A 19,177-nucleotide genomic window follows, 5' to 3' on the forward strand; every position below is an offset into this window, starting at 1 on the left:
ACCACCTGCAGGCCACGCCAATCGTGGCCTGCAGCGACATCTCCCAAGCTTATCCACAGGCGCATCCCCGATAAACCGGGATAACTAATCCTCGGGGCGCAGGTTCAATTCGACCATCAGGTCGTCGGCCAATGCCTCCAGCTTGCCCTGCAACACCTCCAGCGACAGCGTCAGCGGCACCGCCAGCAAGGCATCGGCATGGAACAGCGGTTCGCTGCTCATCGGCGCCGGTCGCACCTCGGTGGTCAGGCGCTCGACGTTGACGCCCTGCTCGGCCAGCAGCCGGGTAATGTCGCGAACGATACCCGGGCGGTCATTGCCCACCAGCTCCATGGCGATCGGCTTCCAGGTGCAGGACGGCTCAATGCCGCTCTCGGCGATCAGCACACGAATGTCGTGCTTGATCAGGGCCTTCAGCGCCTCGACCAGTTCATCGTAGGACTCGGCCGGCACCGCTACCTTGAGAATGCCGGCAAATTGCCCGGCCATGCGCGACATGCGGCTCTCCAACCAGTTACCGTTATGCTCGGCAATGCATTGAGCGATCCGCTCGACCTGCCCGGCCTTGTCGGGGGCGATCACTGTCAATACGAGATGATCCACGCGCTAACCCTCTGCTTTTGACGTTCAGCCCCCGAAATCAAAGGGCGCGCAGAAAGTATAGGCAAGGCGCGGCAACCTGCCGCAGGAGCAGCGATTGACTAATCGTGTACTGTTTCAAGATTTATCTGGAACAATCTGCCGCTTTTTTGAGAACATACGCACTCCCAGCGTGACCCTATGCGACCAATTGGTCGCAGAACGACGTATTTAGTCTGATTTTCACAACCGCAGCGCATCATGTAGTATGCCGCAGCGTGGACTACAAAACGTTGGATCGATGTCTGCCAAGGCGCCTGTGAAAATACGCCAACGCCTGCCAGCCTGTCTGGCAGGCCGCACCCAGCCGCCCACAAGGGCATGTTCTGGTGCCGTGTTTAGAGAAGCGCGCAAGGCTTAAATAGAAGAGCTGAATAGCTGAGCAGAGTGAGGCAAGCAATGACTGAACACGTTCAAGTCGGTGGCCTTCAGGTCGCCAAAGTCCTGTTCGACTTCGTGAACAACGAAGCCATTCCCGGAACCGGCGTCAACGCCGAACAATTCTGGGTGGGTGCGGAAAAGATCATCAACGACCTCGCTCCAAAGAACAAAGCACTGCTGGCCAAACGTGACGCACTGCAGGCGCAGATTGACGCCTGGCACCAGGCGCGCAAAGGCCAGGCTCACGATGCCGTGGCTTACAAGGCCTTCCTTCAGGACATCGGTTACCTGCTGCCAGAAGCTGCAGACTTCCAGGCCTCGACCCAGAACGTCGACGACGAAATCGCCCGCATGGCCGGCCCTCAGCTGGTCGTGCCGGTCATGAATGCCCGCTTTGCCCTGAACGCCTCCAACGCCCGTTGGGGTTCGCTGTACGACGCGCTGTATGGCACTGATGCCATCAGCGAAGCCGGCGGCGCAGAAAAAGGCAAAGGCTACAACAAGGTTCGCGGCGACAAGGTGATTGCCTTCGCCCGCGCCTTCCTCGACGAATCGGCGCCACTGGCTGCCGGCTCCCATGTCGACTCCACTGCCTACCGCATTGAAGGCGGCAAGCTGGTGGTCGCCCTCAAGGGTGGCAGCAACAGCGGCCTGCGCGACGATGCCCAGCTGATCGGCTATCAGGGCGACGCTTCGGCGCCGACTGCGATCCTGCTCAAGCACAACGGCCTGCACTTCGAAATCCAGATCGACGCCAGCACCCCGGTCGGCCAGACCGACGCCGCCGGGGTCAAGGACGTGCTGATGGAAGCCGCCCTGACCACCATCATGGACTGCGAAGACTCGGTTGCCGCCGTCGATGCCGACGATAAAGTGGTGATCTACCGCAACTGGCTGGGCCTGATGAAAGGCGACCTGGCCGAAAGCGTCAGCAAAGCTGGCCAGACCTTCACCCGGACCATGAACCCGGACCGCGAATACACCGCGCCTAACGGTGGTTCGGTCAGCCTGCACGGCCGTTCGCTACTGTTCGTGCGTAACGTCGGGCACCTGATGACCATCGACGCCATCCTCGACAAGGACGGCAACGAAGTGCCGGAAGGCATCCTCGATGGCCTGGTTACCAGCCTCGCCTCGATGCATAACCTCAATGGCAACACCAGCCGCAAGAACAGCCGCACCGGCTCCATGTACATCGTCAAACCGAAGATGCATGGCCCGGAAGAAGCTGCGTTCACCAACGAGCTGTTCGGCCGCATCGAAGATGCCCTGGGCCTCAAGCGCAACACCCTGAAAGTCGGGATCATGGACGAGGAGCGCCGCACCACGGTCAACCTCAAGGCCTGTATCCAGGCGGCCAGCGAGCGCGTGGTGTTCATCAACACCGGCTTCCTCGACCGTACCGGTGACGAAATCCACACCTCCATGGAAGCCGGCGCCGTGGTGCGCAAAGGCGCCATGAAGACCCAGAAGTGGATCGGCGCCTACGAAAACTCCAACGTCGATATCGGCCTGGCCACCGGCCTGCAAGGCCGCGCCCAGATCGGTAAAGGCATGTGGGCCATGCCGGACCTGATGGCCGACATGCTCGAGCAGAAGATCGCCCACCCGCTGGCCGGTGCCAACACCGCCTGGGTACCGTCGCCGACTGCTGCGGCCCTGCACGCCCTGCACTACCACAAGGTTGATGTGTTCGCCCGTCAGGCGGAACTGGCCAAGCGTACACCGGCTTCGGTCGATGACATCCTGACAATCCCGCTGGCGACCGATACCAACTGGTCGGACGAAGAAAAGCGCAACGAACTGGACAACAACGCTCAGGGCATCCTCGGTTACGTGGTGCGCTGGATCGACCAGGGTGTCGGTTGTTCGAAGGTGCCGGACATCAACGATGTCGGCCTGATGGAAGACCGCGCCACCCTGCGGATTTCCGCACAGTTGCTGGCCAACTGGCTGCGCCATGGCGTGGTCAGCGAAGCGCAGGTTCTGGAGAGCCTCAAGCGCATGGCGCCGGTGGTCGACAAGCAGAACGCCAACGACCCGCTGTACCGCCCGCTGGCTCCGGACTTCGACAACAACATCGCCTTCCAGGCGGCGGTTGAGCTGGTCGTCGAAGGCAGCAAGCAACCGAACGGTTACACCGAGCCGGTGCTGCATCGTCGTCGTCGCGAGTTCAAGGCCCGGAACGGCCTGTAATCGCGTTGTCTTCATCGCGGGTCAAGTCGGAGCGGCGGTGCGCCGATCCGACTTGACCCGTGATGGCTTCAGCCCATCCCCAGTTCCCTGCGCACCAACCCCACCAGCTTGTCCAGATCGATCGGCTTGAGCAGAAAGTCGACGACGCTCAAGTGCATCGCCTCGATGGCGTCTTTCACATCCGCAGCCCCTGAGACGATGATGATCGGCATCGCCGCGCGCTCCGATTCGCGAATCTGACGTATCAGCTCAAGCCCACCGAACGAGCCCATGCGCAGGTCGGTAATCACCAGACCGATACCGCGCTCCTTGGCCAGGCACTCCAGCGCCTGCTTGCCGCTGTTGGCGGTCAGGCATTTGATGCGTTTTGAACTCAGGTACCTGGCCAGGGCATCGCGGGCCACACGGTTGTCGTCGACGATCAAAACCTTGGGCGGCGCAGCCTCAGGCGCAATCACCGATGCCAGGGCTTTGCGCTCGGCTTCGCTCAGTATGTCTTCGTGGTCGGACATGGCTGTCTCATCATCAATGACCTGCAAAATGTCCTGTGAATCAAGTTCAGACCGCATTGAGATTACTTGCAAACTGCCTTTCGTCGGCAAATTGACACATGACGCAACGCTTCAACAGCCTGACGCAGTTTATAGACTTACGTCCAATGGGCACTGAGCAGCCCGCGGCCGACCATGAACAACGAAAACAACAAGGTCGATGGTCACAGCTCGACACAAAGACGCGGTAATGCTCATGAGCAAAAAGGACGCCTTCGCCCAGGCAGGAAAGACTGCAGTCATGCAGAACATCCAGGGGACCATGCAGTTTCTGCAACGCTTTCCACCCTTCAATCAGATGGAGAACGCCCACCTGGCGTTTCTCGTCGAACAGTGCCAACTGCGCTTCTATGCGGCCAATGACAGCATCATCAAGCCCAGCGACGGCCCGGTCGAGCACTTCTACATCGTCAAGCAGGGCCGGGTGGTCGGTGAGCGTCAGCACGTAAGCCGCCCGGGCACCGAAACCACCTTCGAGATCACCAGCGGCGAGTGCTTCCCGCTCGCCGCCCTGCTCGGCGAACGGGCGACCCGTACCGAACACCTGGCCGGCGAAGATACCTTTTGCCTGCAATTGAACAAGGCCGCGTTCATCCGCCTGTTCACCCTGTCCGAAGCCTTCCGCGACTTCGCCCTGCGCGGGGTCAGCAGCCTGCTCGACCAGGTCAACCAGCAGGTCCAGCGCCGCGCGGTGGAAACCCTCGGCAACCAGTATTCACTGAACACCCGCCTGGGCGAGCTGGCCATGCGTCACCCGGTAGTCTGCGACCCGGCCACGCCGTTGCGTGAAGCGGTGCGGCTGATGCACGAGCAACAGGTCGGCAGCATTGTCATCGTCGACGAGCAGCGCTTTCCCATCGGCATCTTCACCCTGCGCGACCTGCGCCAGGTGGTGGCCGATGCCAGCGCCGACTTCGCTCAGCCAATCAGCCGGCACATGACCGCCGCGCCGTTCTACCTGAGCCCGCAAGCCAGCGCCTTCGACGCCGCCATCGCCATGACCGAGCGGCATATCGCCCACGTCTGCCTGGTCGAAGAGCGGCGCTTGTGCGGCGTGGTGTCCGAGCGGGACCTGTTCTCCCTGCAACGGGTCGACCTGGTGCACCTGGCGCGCACCATCCGCCACGCCAGCCGGGTCGAAAACCTGGTATCGCTACGCGGCGAAATCAGCCAGCTGGTTGAACGCATGCTCGCCCATGGCGCGTCTTCGACGCAGATCACCCAGATCATCACCCTGCTCAACGACCACACCGTGTGCCGGGTGATCGAGCTGGCCATCGAAGACAAGGGCGACCCGGGCGTGCCCTTCAGCTGGCTGTGCTTCGGCAGCGAAGGCCGCCGCGAACAGACCCTGCACACCGATCAGGACAACGGCATCCTCTTCGAAGCCCGCGATGCCGCCCATGCCGCCGAACTACGCGGGCGCCTGTTGCCGCTGGCCCAGCACATCAATCAGGGCCTGGCGCAATGCGGCTTCAGCCTGTGCAAGGGCAACATCATGGCCGGCAACCCCGAGCTGTGCCTGTCCCGCGCCGAATGGGCACGGCGCTTTGCCGCTTTCATTCGCGAAGCCACGCCCCAAAACCTGCTGGCGTCGAGCATTTACTTCGACTTGCGGGTGGTCTGGGGCGACGAACAGGCCTGTGAGCAACTGCGCCAGAGCATCCTCGAGCAGGTAGCCGACAACCGCCTGTTCCAGCGCATGATGGCCGATAATGCCCTGCGCCAGCGCCCGCCGGTGGGACGTTTCCGGGAGTTCGTGCTGACCCGCCAGGGTAACGACAAGGCCGCCACTCTCGACCTCAAGGTCCAGGGCCTGACGCCGTTCGTCGATGGCGCACGGTTACTGGCCCTGGCCAACGGCATCGGCGCCAACAACACCCTGGAGCGCCTGCGCCAACTGGTGGCCAGGCAAGTGATCGACCCGCTCGACGGCGCCGCCTATGAAGAGGCCTACCACTTCATTCAGCAAACCCGCATGCAGCAACATCAATTGCAAAGCCGGCAGAACCTGCCCTACTCCAACCGGGTCGACCCCGACAGCCTCAACCACCTGGACCGGCGCATCCTGCGCGAGTCGCTGCGCCAGGCCCAGCGCCTGCAAAGCAGCCTGGCCCTGCGGTACCAGCTATGAGCCTGTTTGCCTGGCTGCGCCCCAGCCAACCGCGGCTCGACGAGCACCTGCGCCAGCGCGTGGAGCAACTGACAGCCCCCGCGCCGCTGGCCGAACACAGCCTGCGCCAGCAGCGCTGGGTGGTGCTCGACCTGGAAACCAGCGGCCTGAACCTCAACCGCGACCAGGTGCTGTCGATTGGCGCGGTGGTGATCGAAGACGGTGCCATCGACTTCAGCCAGCAGTTCGAACGCACCCTGCACCAGCGGGACCACAAGCTCACCTCCAGTGTGCTGATCCACGGCCTGGGCCCCAGCGCCATCGCCGCTGGCAGTGATCCAGCCCAGGCGCTGCTGGAGCTGATGGACTTTATCGGCGACAGCCCGCTGCTGGCGTTTCATGCACCGTTCGATCAACGCATGCTTAGCCGAGCGCTGAAGGACCACCTGGGCTATCGCCTGCAGCATCCGTTCTTCGATGTCGCCGAGCTGGCACCGCTGCTCAACCCGCAGATCACCCTGCGTGAAGCCGGGCTGGATGACTGGACCGCCTACTTTGGCCTTGAGGCCGCCGAACGGCACAACGCCAGCGCCGATGCCATGGTCACCGCCGAGCTGGCGCTGATTCTGTTCAGCCAGGCCCGCCGCCAGCAGCTGGACAGCCCGGCCTTGCTCGACCAGCAGTTGCACCGCCTGCGCAGGCGGCGGCAACAAAGTCATGGCTTTTAAGCATCATCCGATGAGCGTGAATTGCGTCTAATGGGGAGCTTCTGCGACAATCGCGAATAATTCTCGTTAGTTAACGCATCTTTTCGGGGAACGCCTTGTCGTCTGTGCAAAGCCCACACACTGAGCTGGTCGGTACGCTTTACCGCGACCATCGCAGTTGGCTGCTCGCCTGGCTGCGGCGCAACATCGCCTGCGCCGAGCGCGCCGAAGACCTGAGCCAGGACACCTTCGTGCGCCTGCTCGGGCGCGAGCAATTGCCGGCGCCACGCGAACCCCGGGCGTTCCTCCTGGCCATTGCCAAGGGCCTGCTGTTCGACCACTTTCGCCGCGCGGCACTGGAACAGGCGTACCTGGCCGAATTGATGCTCATCCCCGAAGCCGAACAGCCCTCTCCGGAAGAACAACAGCTTATCCTCGAAGACCTCAAGGCCATCGACCGCCTGCTCGGCAAGCTGTCGAGCAAAGCCCGGGCGGCGTTCCTGTACAACCGCCTGGACGGCCTGGGCCATGGCGAGATCGCCGAGCGTCTGGGGGTTTCCGTGTCGCGGGTGCGCCAGTACCTGGCCCAGGGCATGCGCCAGTGCTACGTGGCGCTGTACGGTGAGCCGACATGAACAGCAAACCGGTTTCGGCGCGGGTACTGGATGCCGCGATCGCCTGGCAGCTGTGCCTGGACTCGGGCAGCGGCAGCGCCGATGAGCGCGCCGAGTTCGCCCGCTGGCACGCCGCCAGCGAAGAGCACGCCCGTGCCTGGCTGCAACTGGGCATGCTCGACCAGCGCTTCAGCGCCGCTGCCGGCCCTGCGCGCCAGGCCCTGCTGCAATCACGCGCCGGCCTGCGCCAGCGGGTGCGCAAGCTGGGCAGCGGCCTGGCCAGCCTGGTGCTGGTGGTCGGCCTGCTGAGCTGGGTCAGTGCCCATCAATCGCTGGGCTATTGGTTGGCCGACCAGCGCACCGGCACCGGCGAGCAGCGTACCTTGCGCCTCACCGACGGCACCCTGATCAGCCTCAACACCCATTCGGCGGTGGATATCCGCTTCGACGAGAAACAGCGCCTGATCGTCCTGCACGAAGGCGAAATCTCCATCGAGACCGGCCACAAGGACGATCGTCCGTTTGTAGTCACCACCGAAGACGGTCGCCTGCGTGCCCTGGGAACGCGCTTCCTGGTCAAGCTCGAAGATCAGGGCACACGCCTGAGCGTGCTGCAGTCGGCAGTAGCGGCGCGCCCGCAAGACAGCGGCGACGAGCAGATTTTCAAGGAAGGCCAGCAGGTGCTGATGAACCACGACCGCCTGGGCCGCGCCGACGGCCTGGCCGCCGGAGCCGATGCCTGGACCCGCGGCATGCTGGTGGTCGACAACGTGCGCCTGGCCGATCTGGTCGAGGAGCTGGGGCGTTACCGCAGCGGGCACCTGGGGGTTGCTACGGATGTGGCCGACCTGCGCATTACCGGCAGCTTCCCGCTCAATGATATCGACCTGGCACTGACCTCGTTGCTACCGACCTTGCCGGTGCAGATCGAGCAGCGCACGCCGTGGTGGGTGACGGTGGTGGCTAAAAGCGATACGCCGGCGAGCAGCGTGAAATAAAAATCAAAATTATTTTTACTAACCCCTGACACTTTTTCCAACTCACTCGGCAAGGAAGCTAGTTAGCACTTACTTCCGTCGAGGAGCCGCTGTATGTCCCGCGCTTTTGAGAACTTCCTGCGTCCCGGTCTGCTGGCCGTGGCCATTGCCCTGACAGCACCTCTGGCGAGCAGCCCGCTGATCGCTGCCGAGCAATCGGCCACCCTGCGCAGCTACAACCTGCCTGCCGCGCCGCTGTCGACCACGCTCAACCAGATCGCCAGCCAGGCTGGCATCGCTCTGGCCCTGGACCCGATCCTGGCCAGCGGCCGCACCTCGGCGCCGGTCAACGGCCAGTACGATGGCGTCGGCGCCCTGCAAGCGGCCCTGCGCGGCACCGGCCTGCAACTGCAGCAGAGCAGCGCCGGCACCTACAGCCTGATCGCCACCCCCGAGGGTACCCTGGCGCTGCCGGAAACCAGCGTCAACGCGCGCAGCGACTACGAAAGTGCCTGGGGCCCGGCCACCGGTTTTACCGCCACGCGCACCGCCGCTGGTACCAAAACCGACACCCCGATCGTTGAAGCACCCCGCTCGATGAGCGTGATCACCCGTGAACAACTGGACGACCGCCAGGTTCTCAACCTCAACGACGCCCTGCGCTACACCGCTGGCGTACAAAGCAGCGGCTATGGCTCCGACACCCGCGCCGACTGGCTGCGAGTACGCGGTTTCGACCCGACCCAGTTCCTCGACGGCCTGCCTTTGCCCAAAGGCTCGTTCGCCAACCCGAAGGTCGAGCCGTGGAACCTTGAGCGCATTGCCGTGCTGCGCGGCCCGGCCTCGTCGGTGTATGGCCAGACCCCGCCCGGCGGCATGCTCGACATGGTCAGCCGTCGCCCCCAGGCTGAAAGCGCCCACCAGGTCGAAGCCCAGGTTGGCAGCAACAACCACCGCCAGATCAACTTCGACAGCACCGGCAAGATCGATGACGACGGCCAGTTCCTGTATCGCGTCAGCGGCGTGGTACGCGACAGCGGCGCACCGACCGACCACGTTCCAGACAAGCGCTACAACCTCGCGCCAAGCCTGACCTGGAACATGGATGAAGACACCAGCCTGACCTTCATCACCCAGTTCACCCGTGACGATACCGGTATCAGCGGCCAGTTCCTGCCGCTGCAGGGCACCAAGCTGGGCTCGCCGGCTGGCGACATCTCCCACCACAAGAACCTCGGTGACCCGGACTGGGAGTTCTACGATCGCACCTACTACGCCCTGGGCTATGCCTTCGAGCACCGTCTGAACGATGTCTGGCAGTTCCGTCAGAACCTGCGCTATACCAAGAGCGACCTGTCGTTCCAGGGCATCAACGTCGCGACCATGAACAACGATACCTCCACCCCAGGCGGCAGCGTCGAAGCAGACGGCAGCGTCCCGCGTGAAACCGGCATCGTCAACGAAGACATCAGTCAGTTCGCCGTCGACAACAATTTCCAGGCCGACTTCCAGACCGGCGCCCTGAGCCACACCCTGCTGATCGGCCTCGATCACCAGCGCTCGAACACCAATTACCGCTGGGACTACGGCCTGGCCTTCAGCGTGCCGCCAGGCAACGTGATCAACCCGCCGTACGGCCAGGACTTCTCCAAGGTGTCGTACTTCACCATGTACGACTACGGCCAGAAAACCCGCCAGACCGGCCTCTACATTCAGGACCAGATCGCCCTCGACAACTGGCGCCTGACCCTGGGCGGGCGTGAAGACTGGGTGCACACCGGCACCACCTTCCACAACCAGAACGATGCCACCAGCACCGAGCGCGACAAGGCCTTCACCGGCAACATCGGCCTGAGCTACGTGTTCGACAACGGCGTAACCCCGTACATCTCCTACACCGAGTCGTTCCAGCCGACCACCGGCGCCGCCGTCGCCTCCACTGACTCGTTCAAACCCACCGAAGGCCGCCAGTACGAAGTCGGCATCAAGTACCAGCCGGTGGGCAGCAAGAACCTCTACACCGCTGCCGTGTATGACTTGCGCCAGGACAACGTGAAAGTCACCGAAGGCAACATTACCCAGCAGGTTGGCCAGTTGCAGGTCCGCGGCCTGGAACTGGAAGCCACCACCCAGGTGACAGAGAACCTCAAGGTGATCGGTTCCTACAGCTACACCGATACCGAGATCCTCAAGGGTGCGGCCAACGAGCAAGGCAACCGCATGGCCCTGATCCCGCGCAACCAGGCGACCCTGTGGGCCGACTACACCTGGCACAACGGCCTGCTCGACGGCTTCGGCGTCGGCGGTGGCGTGCGCTATGTGGGTGACAACTACGGCAACACCACCAACACCGATCTGGGCTATGTCGGCTCCTACACCGTCTACGACGCCTCGGTGCACTACGACCTGGGCCGCAAGGTCAGCACGCTCAAAGGCATGACCGTCGCCGTCGAGGCCAAGAACCTGTTCAACAAGGACTACCTGGCCAACTGCGACGGTTACTGGTGCTACTACGGTGACGAGCGCAACGTGGTTGCCAGCGTCAACTACAAGTTCTAAGGCCGCGGATGAACAGCCGAACCATCCGCCGCTGGTCCTTCGTGCATACCTGGACCAGCCTGATCTGCACCCTGTTCCTGCTGATGCTGGCAGTTACTGGCTTGCCGCTGATCTTTCATCACGAGATCGACCACCTGCTGGGCGATGCCCCCGAGCTCAAGGAGATGCCGGCCGACACGCCCAGGCTCGACTTGCAGGAACTGGTGCTCAAGGCCCAGGCCCATCGCCCCGGTGAAGTGATGCAATACTTCGGCTGGGATGAAGACGACCGCAACGGCGTGGTCGCGATCATGGCCGCTACCGCAGGTACCGAACCGAACTCGTCGCACACCTTCATGCTCGATGCGCGCAGCGGTGAAGCGGTGGAAATGCCTTCGGCCAACGGCGGTTTCATGATGACCATGCTGCGCCTGCACGTGGACATGTTTGCCGGCCTGCCCGGCAAACTGCTGCTGGCGTTCATGGGGCTGTTGTTCGTGGTGGCGATCATCTCTGGCGTGGTGCTCTATGCGCCGTTCATGCGCCGGCTGAAGTTCGCTACGGTGCGCAACGACAAATCCACGCGTCTGCGCTGGCTCGACCTGCACAACCTGATCGGCATCGTCACCCTGACCTGGGCGCTGGTGGTGGGCGTCACCGGGGTGATCAGCGCGCTGTCGGACCTGGTCATCGCCGCCTGGCGCAACGACAGCCTGACGGCGATGGTTGCGCCCTACCGCGATGCACCACCGCTCACCGAACTGGCACCGGTCAGCCGTGTGCTGGATATCGCCGCCGACGCCGCACCGGGCATGCAGCCGGACTTCATCGCCTTCCCCGGTACGCGTTTCTCCAGCGAGCACCACTATGCGGTGTTCATGAAAGGCAGCACCCACCTGACCGCGCACCTGCTGACGCCGGTGCTGATCGACGCGAGCAACCTGCAAGTCACCGCCATCGGCGACCGCCCTTGGTACATGGACGCCATGGGCCTGTCGCAGCCGCTGCACTTTGGTGACTACGGCGGCCGGCCAATGCAGATCCTCTGGGCAGTGCTGGATGTGCTGACCATCATCGTCCTGGGTAGCGGCGTGTACCTTTGGGTGGTGCGCCGGCGGGCCAGCAAGCCGCTGGTTGCGGCGCAGATGGAGACGCTGCAATGAAGCGCAAGACGTCAGGTTTCTGGAGCGTATTCGCCATACCGACAGTCATTGCCCTGCTGGGCGCGCTAGGGCTGTTTGCTGCCCTGCTCGGCGATGGCTGGTGGGATGCACTGGCCTGGATAGGGCTGGGGCTGCCGGCTCTTTACAGTTTGCGAGGCTTGGCGAGATAGCTATCGCGGGTCAAGTCCGCTCCCACAGCATGGGTCCTGTAGGAGCGGCGGTGCGACGACTCGACTTGACCCGCGAAGCGCTTGATTAGCTCACCAGCTTCGGCAGGCACTCATCCAGCCGCTTATACAGCGCACTGCCAGCGGGCCAGTTACGCAACAGCCGCGCGCGGTCGCGGGCGAAGGCCTGGGCGAAGCTCATCTGGGTGGCGTGCTGGCACATGGCATCGAGGTCGATCAGCGACCATTGGCCGTCCTGCCAGAACAGGTTGTGGCCTTTCATGTCGCCATGGCTGATGCGCTCGTGGATCAGTTGCCCAAGCAGCTGTTGCAGGGCCTGCAACAGCTCCTCTGGCACCTCGCCAGACTCGACATAAGGCGCAAAACAGGCCAGCAAGTCCGGGCCATCGGCATACTCGGTAACCAGGTAGGCGCGGCTGCGCAAGCCCATGAAGCGCAGCTCCTGCACCGCCAGCGGCTTGGGCGTGGCAATGCCGAGAAACTCCAGGCGATGCCCTTCGATCCACGAATGCCAGGCCCGGCTCGGGCGCCAGAAGCGCTTGAACCAGTGGGCGGTGTTCTTGATGTTGTAGCGCTTGAGCACCAGCGGCCGGCCATCGACCTCGACTTTCGCGACACTGGCAGCGCCGCCGGTCTTGTACAGGTGGCCCTGGTCGATCAGCGCATCGGCCTGCTCCAGCACTGGCAGCATGGCGGCCACTTCAGTGCGGCGGATCGAACGCAGGCCCGACGGGCCGCGCTCGACGCTGAACAGCGTGCACTCGCGCCCGGCCTTGTCGAGGTAGTCCTTCAGGCGCCAGCTGCGCACCTTGTCGATCTGCTTTTGCAGTGCTTCGAGCGGCAAGGCGTGCTCGGCGTTGGCCAGCAGGTAATGCACCAGCAGCTCTTCGATAAAAGGCTCCAGGCGCTTGGGCAACTGGGCGAACAGCACCCCGAGGTTGTGTAGCACTTGTTGGCGCGACAGGGGCTGGCCGAGGGTTTCGGCCTTGATCCCGGCGCCATCGATCAGATACAGCTGGCCGTCATGACGCAGCAGGTTGTCCAGGTGCAGGTCGTCCTGCCACAGGCCCTTGGCGTGCATCTGCGCCACGGCGGTCAGCGCTTCGCCAAGTACCAGGTGCTGTTCATCGGCCAGCGGCGGCAGGGCTTCGACCTGCGCCCAGGCATCGGCCAGGCTTTGCGCGTTTTCGAGAAACTCGAACAGCAGCCAGCCACCCTCGCCTTCGCGCAAGCCATCGGCCAGCAGCAACGGCGTGGTCAGGCCCTGCGCGGCCAGCAGCCGTGCGCCGTCCAGCTCGCGTTGAAAATGCCGGGCGGCGCTGCTGCCAACCAGCAACTTGGCCAAAACCGGCTTGCCGCGCCAGATCCCGGCGCCGACGTATCGCTGGCCGGGCAACACCCGCAACAGGCTGAGCAATTGCAGCTCGGCGCTGCCAGCGGCGTCGGCCAGGCTGATGTTCAGTGGCAGGTCCGGGCTGCGCCCGGCATCCTTGAGTTCAGACAAACGCATCAGCGAGCCTCTTTCTCACGGCGGCGGCGCGTCAGGCGCTGCAGCCAGGTATCGACCAGCGGGCTGTCGCTGGGCTGGTCCAGGTAGGACGAGAGCATCACCCGCACTTCGGCCTCACTCCAGATCGGCGCCCGGCGTAACAGCGGCTCAAGGTCTTTGAGGCGGTCGCGCATGCCCAGCAGCAACGGCCGGGTTTTCTCCAGGTCGATCAGTTGCGCCAACCAGCCGTCGCTGCGGGTGCGCAGGAAGATATGCTTGGGATAAAAGCAGCCATGCACCTGGTTGGCCGCGTGCAGGGTGCGCGCCAGCTGCCCGCAGGCGCGCAGGATGCCCTGGCGCTGGCCGATGTCCAGTTGTGGCCACTGCGCCAGCAGGCTGTCGAGGTCGCTCCAATCATCCAGGGCGCGGGTCATGAGGATCGCCCGGCGCTCGCCTTCAACCTTGCGCTCGCCGTAATAGACCGCCTGCAATGCGGGAATGCCGAGCTTCTGGTAGCGGCTGATATTGCGAAACTCGCGGGCGAAGGTCGGCTCGCCAAACGGCTTGTGCAACGTGCGGGTCAGGTAGTCGCTCTGGCGCTTGAGGTAGTAGCCCTTGCCTTCAAGTTCCAGGCGATAGACGCTGCTCCAGCCGCCACGGCCGGTGTTGGGCTCATCCACCGCATCGAGCTGCAGGGCCCAGAGCTGGTCGAAGCCGTTGAGGCCATGGCGCTCAAGCAGTGCCTTATCGGCACCGGCAAGAAAATCAGTCATTCGCGTCCCTCGAAAAACGTCACCACATGACGAATGCGGCGCTTGTCCGATTCATTCAGACGCTCGCGCCCGCGGTACTGCAGGTAAAAGCGCAGGCGCTGGGTGTTGGACAAGTGATACTTGGCCACTTTGTCCAGGCACGCCAGGTCTTTGGTGATGCGGTAACGCAGCATGAAGCCCCACCAGAAATCGCCGGTCGGGCAGTCGATGAAGAATAGCGTGGCCTGGTCGTCCACCAGCAGGTTGCGCCACTTCAGGTCGTTATGGGTGAAGTGATGGTCATGCATGATCCGCGTATGGCGGGCCAGCTGACGGCTGATGTGATCGACCCAGGCGCGATCGGCCAGGCGCGCATCGTTGCGCTCGGCCAGGGCCGAAAGGTCTTCGGTGCGCGGCAGCTCGCGGGTGATCATCGCCCCGCGGCCGAACGCCAGGCCCTTGCGCTCATGACCGAAGGCGACCACTTCGGCGGTGGGGATGTCCCACTTGGCGAACTGCTTGAGGTTCTGCCATTCGGCCTTGATCCGCGGCCGCCCGAGGTAGCGGCGCAAGCCTTTGCCGGCGCCGGTATAGCGTTTGACGTAATAGTTGACCCCGTCGCGCTCGACCCGGATCACTTCGCTCAGCGGGTCGTGGGTCAGGCGCTCGCCCTTGAGGGCGAATACCGCGTCGATACTGCCAAAATCCGTCGCCAGGGCCTGATACGCAGGCTCCAGTTTCCAACCCGCCATCAGAGCGCGTCTCCGTACCGTTGTTTACGCTCGTAGAGCTTGCGCGCCTTGCCTTCCAGCCAGGCCAGCAGCCCCGCTTCTTCGGCCAGGATCTGGCGTAGCGGCTGCTGGAAGTAGCCCCGCAAGAAGCGCAACTTGTCGCGCCGGGTCAGGCCGATGTCCAGCGCCGAGAAATACAGCGCGGCCAGGTCCTTGTCACGCCAGCGGCGAGAGATTTTCGCCCGGGTCTGGGCGCGGTGCAGGTCGATGACCGACAACTTGAAGTCATCGGCCGTCACCGGCCGGTCGGTGTGCAGCAGGAAGTGGCAGATGTAGCAGTCGCGGTGGTTGACCCCGGCGCGGTGCATCATGCCGGTCATGCGCGCCACTTCAGCGATCAGCGCACGCTTGAGGCGTGGCTGCGGCGGTTGCTTGAGCCAGTCGATGCTGAAGTCTTCAAGGCTGACGGTCGGCGCCAGCTCTTCAGTGACGATAAACGAATGCTGGGTCGCCGGGTTGTCGCCACGTTCGCCATAGGCAACCGCGGTCATGGTCGGCACGCCCACCTGGTGCAGGCGCTGGATAGCCTGCCATTCCTGGCCGGCACCGAGCACCGGCAGCTTGGCGGTGAACAGGTTCTTGAAGATCTCGCCCCAGCCGATGCCGCGGTGAATCTTGACGAAATAGCCACGGCCTTCGACCTCGGTGCGCAGGGTACGGCGGCCTTCCAGCTCGCGGTACACCTCGCCCTGCAAGGCCTCGACGGCCTCGAAGGCATCACGCCCGGCCCACAGGCGCTTGAACGGCTCAGCCAATATCAGTTTCATGCGCGCTCCTGCGCAAGGATCACGTCGGCGGCATGCTCGGGCATGCTGTAGAGGTCGGCGGTATCGGCAAATGCCAGGCCATTGCGCGCCCAGTCGACGCGGGCCGAGCCGTCTTCGAGCATGCGTTGCAGGTAGCGATTGAGCTGCTCCTGCTCGAACGGCTCGTCGAGCACCAGGCCGCTGTCGGCCTCGGCGATGTAATGGGCATAGCCGCACACGGCCGAGACCAGCACCGGCAGCCCGGCGACCAGTGCTTCAAGCAGCACGGTGCCGGTGTTTTCGTTGTAGGCCGGGTGAATCAGCAGGTCGGCGCCGAGCAGGAATCGCGGAATATCGCTGCGGCCCTTGAGGAACTGCACCTGCTCGGTCAGGCCGAGGGTCGCGCTTTGCAACTGGAACACCTTGGGGTCGTCCTGGCCGATGACCATCAGCCGCGTGCGCTTGCGCAAGGCCGACGGCAAGGCGGCCAGGGCCTTGAGGCTGCGGTCGACGCCCTTGGTCTTGAAGCCCGAACCGATCTGCACCAGCAGCAGCTGATCGTCTTTCAGGTCGAATTCGCGGCGGAACTCGGCGCGGATCTCGGCGGCATTGGCCGGCGCCCGGCGATCCTGGCTGATGCCGGGTGGCAGCAGGTGGAAGCGCTCGATCGGCGTGTCGTAGTGTTTGATGAACAGCGGCTGCTGGACTTCGGAGATCATCAGGATCTCGGTCTTGGCGTCCTTGGCGAACACCGCCCGCTCGTATTCAGCGAAATGCCGGTAACGGCCCCAACGCCGATACAGCGAATTACGCAGGGTCTGCGCCTTGTCTTCGAAGCAGCCGTCAGCAGCAAAGTAGACATCCAGCCCGGGCATCTTGTTGAAGCCGATCAGGCGATCGACCGGGCGCTTGGCCAGATCCGCTTGCATCCAGGCACTGAGCTTCTCGTTACGCCGGTGGTTGAACAGCGCCTTGACCGGCGCCACCAGCACCTCGAAGCCCTCGGGCACGTCACCTTCCCAGATCAGCGTATAGACGCGGATCTGATGACCGCGACGCTGGCACTCCAGGGCAATGCGCATGAAGTCGCGCTGCAGGCCACCGAAGGGGAAATACTTGTACAGAACAAAAGCCAGTTGCATCAACGAACATCCTCAGCCAGCAGCAACGCGCGCAATTGGCTCGCCACACGCTCGGGATTCAGGCGAGTGAAGCACAGCGGCCACTCGCGTTTGAGATCAAACCGGCGCTGGTCATCAGCGCTCGGCTTGTAGGTACATTTTTTCTGCAGGCACGGCGCGCAGGCAAAATCGCTGGCGATGTGCACCTGGGACTTGCCATAGGCCCCGGTCAGCCCCGGGTTGGTCGGCCCGAACAGCGACAGGGTCGGCACATCCAGCGCCGCCGCCAGGTGACCGAGGCCGGTGTCCACGGCAATGCAGGCCTTGGCCGCCGCCAGCACCCGGGCAACACCCACCAGGTTGAGCTTGGGCAATACCTGGCAGTTGGCCAGGCCCTTGGCGATGCGCTCGGCACGCGCCTGTTCGGCCGGGTTGCCCCACGGCAAGCGTACCTGCAGGCCTTGCTGGCCCAGGCGTTCAGCCAACTGGCGCCAGTAGGCTTCCGGCCAGTGCTTGGTTGCCCAGGTGGTGCCGTGCAGGAACACCACGAACGGCGCCGCCGGCGGCAACTGCAGGCGGTTCAGGTCCAGGCCGTAATCACCCAGGCCTGCTGGCAGGTTGTAGCCCAGCGCCAGGGCAAACAACTGGCGTACCCGCTCCACCGCATGCTGGCCGCGCTCGACCGACAAACGCCGGTCGTAGAAGCGGCTGGACAGCCCTTCACGGGCCGAGTAACGGTCCATGCCGGCCACCGGCGCCTTGACGTAACGGGTCAGCCAGGCCGACTTGACCAGGCCTTGGGCGTCGATCACCAAATCGTACTTGCGCTCGCGCAGACGCTGCTTGAACTGGCGCCATTCGCCGCTCTTGAAGGTCTGCCAGAGGTTCTTGCGCCAGCGACGGATGGCCACCGGGATGATCGTGTCGACTGCCGGGTGCCAGCTGGGGATCTCGGCGAAGCCTTCTTCCACCACCCAGTCGAAGCGGATGCCGGGGATCGCCCGGGCAGCGTCGGTCAGCGCCGGCAGCGCGTGGATCACATCGCCCAGGGACGAGGTCTTGATCAGCAGTACCCGCACTTAGTCGACCTCGGCCATGACGTCGATCAGGCTTGGGCCGTTCAGGCGCTGCAGCGCAGCTTCCACGGCTTCCGGCTCCAGCTGACGCAAGCAGTTGTAATGGCCGAAGCGACAGGTACGGTCGAAGCATGGGCTGCACTCCAGGCCCAGGCGCACCACCTCGACCTGATCGGCCAAAGGTGGGGTAAAGCCCGGCGAAGTAGAGCCGTAGACCGCCACCAGCGGGCGGTTCAGCGCCGCCGCCACGTGCATCAGCCCGGAATCGTTGGACACCACCGCATCGCTGCACGACAGCAGGTCGATGGCCTCGGCCAGCGAGGTTTCACCGCTGAGGTTGGTTGCTTCTTCACGCAGGCCCGGGATCAGCCGCGCACGAATGGCCTCGCCGACCGCGTGGTCGTTCTTCGAGCCGAACAACCAGACCTGCCAGCCTTCGCGGATCTTGGTCTCGGCGACCTTGGCGTAATGCTCCGACGGCCAGCGCTTGGCTTCGCCGAACTCGGCACCGGGGCACAGTGCCAACACCGGGCGATCCAGGCTCAGGCCGAACTTGGCCAGGGCGGCGTCGCGGCTCGGCGCTTCGATCTGCAGGCTCGGGCGCGGGTACGGCTGCGGCAACTCGGCGCCGGCCGGGTAGGCCAGGGCCATGAAGCGCTCGATCATCAGCGGGTACTTGGCCTTGTCGAGCTTGCGCACGTCGTTGAGCAGGCCGAAACGCAGCTCGCCGCGCCAGCCGGTACGCTTGGGGATGCCGGCAAAGAACGGCACCAGCGCCGATTTCAGCGAGTTGGGCAGCAGGATCGCCTGGTCGTACTGGCCGGCCAGGGACTTGCCGATACGCCGGCGCGTGGCAAGCTCCAGCGCGCCGTGGCCGAGCGGGAAGCTCAAGGCCTGGCGCACTTCAGGCATGCGCTCGAGGATCGGCCGGCTCCACTCGGGCGCCAGCACATCGATCACACATTCCGGGTGACGCTGCTTCAGGCACTGGAACAGGGTCTGCGCCATTACCATGTCGCCCACCCAGCTGGGGCCAATGATCAAAATTCTCATGCTTTATCCAGAAACGATCAGGGAGGCTGCAAACTGTTCGCAAACAGCCTGGCCTCCCCTCTTTATATTCAGGCTATATGTC

Annotated in this window: 17 protein-coding genes; 8 read left to right on the top strand and 9 right to left on the bottom strand. The window is 63.8% G+C overall.

All coding sequences use genetic code 11. The features are described 5' to 3' along the window. Positions 1-84: 84 nt before the first annotated feature. Positions 85-603, bottom strand: a complete 519-nt coding sequence (locus LOY22_RS24585; protein ID WP_045199194.1) for a glycine cleavage system protein R — start codon at positions 601-603, stop codon at positions 85-87. Positions 604-1,038: 435 nt separating this feature from the next. On the opposite strand from LOY22_RS24585, the gene LOY22_RS24590 reads away from it, so the two are divergent. Continuing rightward, on the top strand, positions 1,039-3,216 hold the full coding sequence (locus LOY22_RS24590) for a malate synthase G (protein ID WP_093378849.1): 2,178 nt from the start codon (positions 1,039-1,041) through the stop codon (positions 3,214-3,216). 68 nt (positions 3,217-3,284) lie between these two features. Here LOY22_RS24590 and LOY22_RS24595 read toward each other — a convergent pair whose 3' ends face one another. Further along, positions 3,285-3,728, bottom strand: a complete 444-nt coding sequence (locus tag LOY22_RS24595; RefSeq protein ID WP_195885173.1) for a response regulator — start codon at positions 3,726-3,728, stop codon at positions 3,285-3,287. Positions 3,729-3,963: 235 nt separating this feature from the next. Between LOY22_RS24595 and LOY22_RS24600 the strand changes: the two genes are divergently transcribed. The 7 genes from LOY22_RS24600 to LOY22_RS24630 all read left to right on the top strand — a co-directional run bounded on the left by LOY22_RS24600 (position 3,964) and on the right by LOY22_RS24630 (position 12,049). Further along, on the top strand, positions 3,964-5,901 hold the full coding sequence (locus LOY22_RS24600; RefSeq protein WP_195885932.1) for a DUF294 nucleotidyltransferase-like domain-containing protein: 1,938 nt from the start codon (positions 3,964-3,966) through the stop codon (positions 5,899-5,901). Then, a complete protein-coding gene (locus tag LOY22_RS24605; protein ID WP_093378840.1) occupies positions 5,898-6,608 on the top strand; it encodes a PolC-type DNA polymerase III in 711 nt (236 codons plus the stop codon). The genes LOY22_RS24600 and LOY22_RS24605 overlap by 4 nt, the downstream gene beginning before the upstream one ends. Before the next feature lie 95 nt (positions 6,609-6,703). After that, positions 6,704-7,222, top strand: coding sequence for an RNA polymerase sigma factor (locus tag LOY22_RS24610; protein WP_258595164.1), 519 nt, complete (start codon positions 6,704-6,706; stop codon positions 7,220-7,222). Further along, complete coding sequence (locus tag LOY22_RS24615; protein ID WP_045199184.1) at positions 7,219-8,199, top strand: FecR family protein; 981 nt, start codon at positions 7,219-7,221, stop codon at positions 8,197-8,199. Before LOY22_RS24610 ends, LOY22_RS24615 begins: the two co-directional genes overlap by 4 nt. A gap of 93 nt (positions 8,200-8,292) precedes the next feature. After that, on the top strand, positions 8,293-10,737 hold the full coding sequence (locus LOY22_RS24620; protein ID WP_258595166.1) for a TonB-dependent siderophore receptor: 2,445 nt from the start codon (positions 8,293-8,295) through the stop codon (positions 10,735-10,737). Between the two features lie 8 nt (positions 10,738-10,745). Then, positions 10,746-11,879, top strand: a complete 1,134-nt coding sequence (locus tag LOY22_RS24625) for a PepSY domain-containing protein (RefSeq protein ID WP_045199179.1) — start codon at positions 10,746-10,748, stop codon at positions 11,877-11,879. Continuing rightward, on the top strand, positions 11,876-12,049 hold the full coding sequence (locus tag LOY22_RS24630) for a hypothetical protein (RefSeq protein ID WP_258595168.1): 174 nt from the start codon (positions 11,876-11,878) through the stop codon (positions 12,047-12,049). Before LOY22_RS24625 ends, LOY22_RS24630 begins: the two co-directional genes overlap by 4 nt. Positions 12,050-12,134: 85 nt before the next feature. On the opposite strand, the gene LOY22_RS24635 is transcribed toward LOY22_RS24630, so the two are convergent. From LOY22_RS24635 to waaF, 7 genes are read right to left on the bottom strand one after another with little or no spacing between them, the layout of a single operon-like run. Then, the gene (locus tag LOY22_RS24635) at positions 12,135-13,577 is read right to left on the bottom strand and encodes a lipopolysaccharide kinase InaA family protein (RefSeq protein ID WP_258595170.1); all 1,443 of its coding nucleotides are present in this window, start codon (positions 13,575-13,577) and stop codon (positions 12,135-12,137) included. Further along, complete coding sequence (locus LOY22_RS24640) at positions 13,577-14,329, bottom strand: lipopolysaccharide kinase InaA family protein (RefSeq protein WP_258595171.1); 753 nt, start codon at positions 14,327-14,329, stop codon at positions 13,577-13,579. The genes LOY22_RS24635 and LOY22_RS24640 overlap by 1 nt, the downstream gene beginning before the upstream one ends. Then, positions 14,326-15,060, bottom strand: coding sequence for a lipopolysaccharide kinase InaA family protein (locus LOY22_RS24645; RefSeq protein WP_258595173.1), 735 nt, complete (start codon positions 15,058-15,060; stop codon positions 14,326-14,328). The genes LOY22_RS24640 and LOY22_RS24645 overlap by 4 nt, the downstream gene beginning before the upstream one ends. Then, positions 15,060-15,866 carry a lipopolysaccharide core heptose(I) kinase RfaP gene (gene rfaP, locus LOY22_RS24650; RefSeq protein WP_045199171.1) on the bottom strand — a complete coding sequence of 269 codons (807 nt, stop codon included), beginning with the start codon at positions 15,864-15,866 and terminating at the stop codon, positions 15,060-15,062. The genes LOY22_RS24645 and rfaP overlap by 1 nt, the downstream gene beginning before the upstream one ends. After that, a complete protein-coding gene (locus LOY22_RS24655) occupies positions 15,863-16,987 on the bottom strand; it encodes a glycosyltransferase family 4 protein (RefSeq protein ID WP_258595176.1) in 1,125 nt (374 codons plus the stop codon). The genes rfaP and LOY22_RS24655 overlap by 4 nt, the downstream gene beginning before the upstream one ends. Continuing rightward, positions 16,987-18,045 carry a lipopolysaccharide heptosyltransferase I gene (waaC, locus tag LOY22_RS24660; RefSeq protein ID WP_045199168.1) on the bottom strand — a complete coding sequence of 353 codons (1,059 nt, stop codon included), beginning with the start codon at positions 18,043-18,045 and terminating at the stop codon, positions 16,987-16,989. The genes LOY22_RS24655 and waaC overlap by 1 nt, the downstream gene beginning before the upstream one ends. Beyond that, complete coding sequence (gene waaF / locus LOY22_RS24665; protein ID WP_045199166.1) at positions 18,046-19,095, bottom strand: lipopolysaccharide heptosyltransferase II; 1,050 nt, start codon at positions 19,093-19,095, stop codon at positions 18,046-18,048. Between the last annotated feature and the right edge of the window lie 82 nt (positions 19,096-19,177).

The sequence above is a fragment of the Pseudomonas sp. B21-035 genome (assembly GCF_024748945.1).
Classification (GTDB): Bacteria; Pseudomonadota; Gammaproteobacteria; order Pseudomonadales; family Pseudomonadaceae; genus Aquipseudomonas.

What these genes read in the sequence shown, in the direction of transcription:
- LOY22_RS24590 (WP_093378849.1), top strand. Translation starts at nt 1,039, where the DNA reads ATGACTGAACACGTTCAAGTCGGTGGCCTTCAGGTCGCCAAAGTCCTG.
- LOY22_RS24595 (WP_195885173.1), bottom strand. Translation starts at nt 3,728, where the DNA reads ATGTCCGACCACGAAGACATACTGAGCGAAGCCGAGCGCAAAGCCCTG.
- LOY22_RS24600 (WP_195885932.1), top strand. Translation starts at nt 3,964, where the DNA reads ATGAGCAAAAAGGACGCCTTCGCCCAGGCAGGAAAGACTGCAGTCATG.
- LOY22_RS24605 (WP_093378840.1), top strand. Translation starts at nt 5,898, where the DNA reads ATGAGCCTGTTTGCCTGGCTGCGCCCCAGCCAACCGCGGCTCGACGAG.
- LOY22_RS24615 (WP_045199184.1), top strand. Translation starts at nt 7,219, where the DNA reads ATGAACAGCAAACCGGTTTCGGCGCGGGTACTGGATGCCGCGATCGCC.
- LOY22_RS24620 (WP_258595166.1), top strand. Translation starts at nt 8,293, where the DNA reads ATGTCCCGCGCTTTTGAGAACTTCCTGCGTCCCGGTCTGCTGGCCGTG.
- LOY22_RS24625 (WP_045199179.1), top strand. Translation starts at nt 10,746, where the DNA reads ATGAACAGCCGAACCATCCGCCGCTGGTCCTTCGTGCATACCTGGACC.
- LOY22_RS24630 (WP_258595168.1), top strand. Translation starts at nt 11,876, where the DNA reads ATGAAGCGCAAGACGTCAGGTTTCTGGAGCGTATTCGCCATACCGACA.
- LOY22_RS24635 (WP_258595170.1), bottom strand. Translation starts at nt 13,577, where the DNA reads ATGCGTTTGTCTGAACTCAAGGATGCCGGGCGCAGCCCGGACCTGCCA.
- LOY22_RS24640 (WP_258595171.1), bottom strand. Translation starts at nt 14,329, where the DNA reads ATGACTGATTTTCTTGCCGGTGCCGATAAGGCACTGCTTGAGCGCCAT.
- LOY22_RS24645 (WP_258595173.1), bottom strand. Translation starts at nt 15,060, where the DNA reads ATGGCGGGTTGGAAACTGGAGCCTGCGTATCAGGCCCTGGCGACGGAT.
- rfaP (WP_045199171.1), bottom strand. Translation starts at nt 15,866, where the DNA reads ATGAAACTGATATTGGCTGAGCCGTTCAAGCGCCTGTGGGCCGGGCGT.
- LOY22_RS24655 (WP_258595176.1), bottom strand. Translation starts at nt 16,987, where the DNA reads ATGCAACTGGCTTTTGTTCTGTACAAGTATTTCCCCTTCGGTGGCCTG.
- waaF (WP_045199166.1), bottom strand. Translation starts at nt 19,095, where the DNA reads ATGAGAATTTTGATCATTGGCCCCAGCTGGGTGGGCGACATGGTAATG.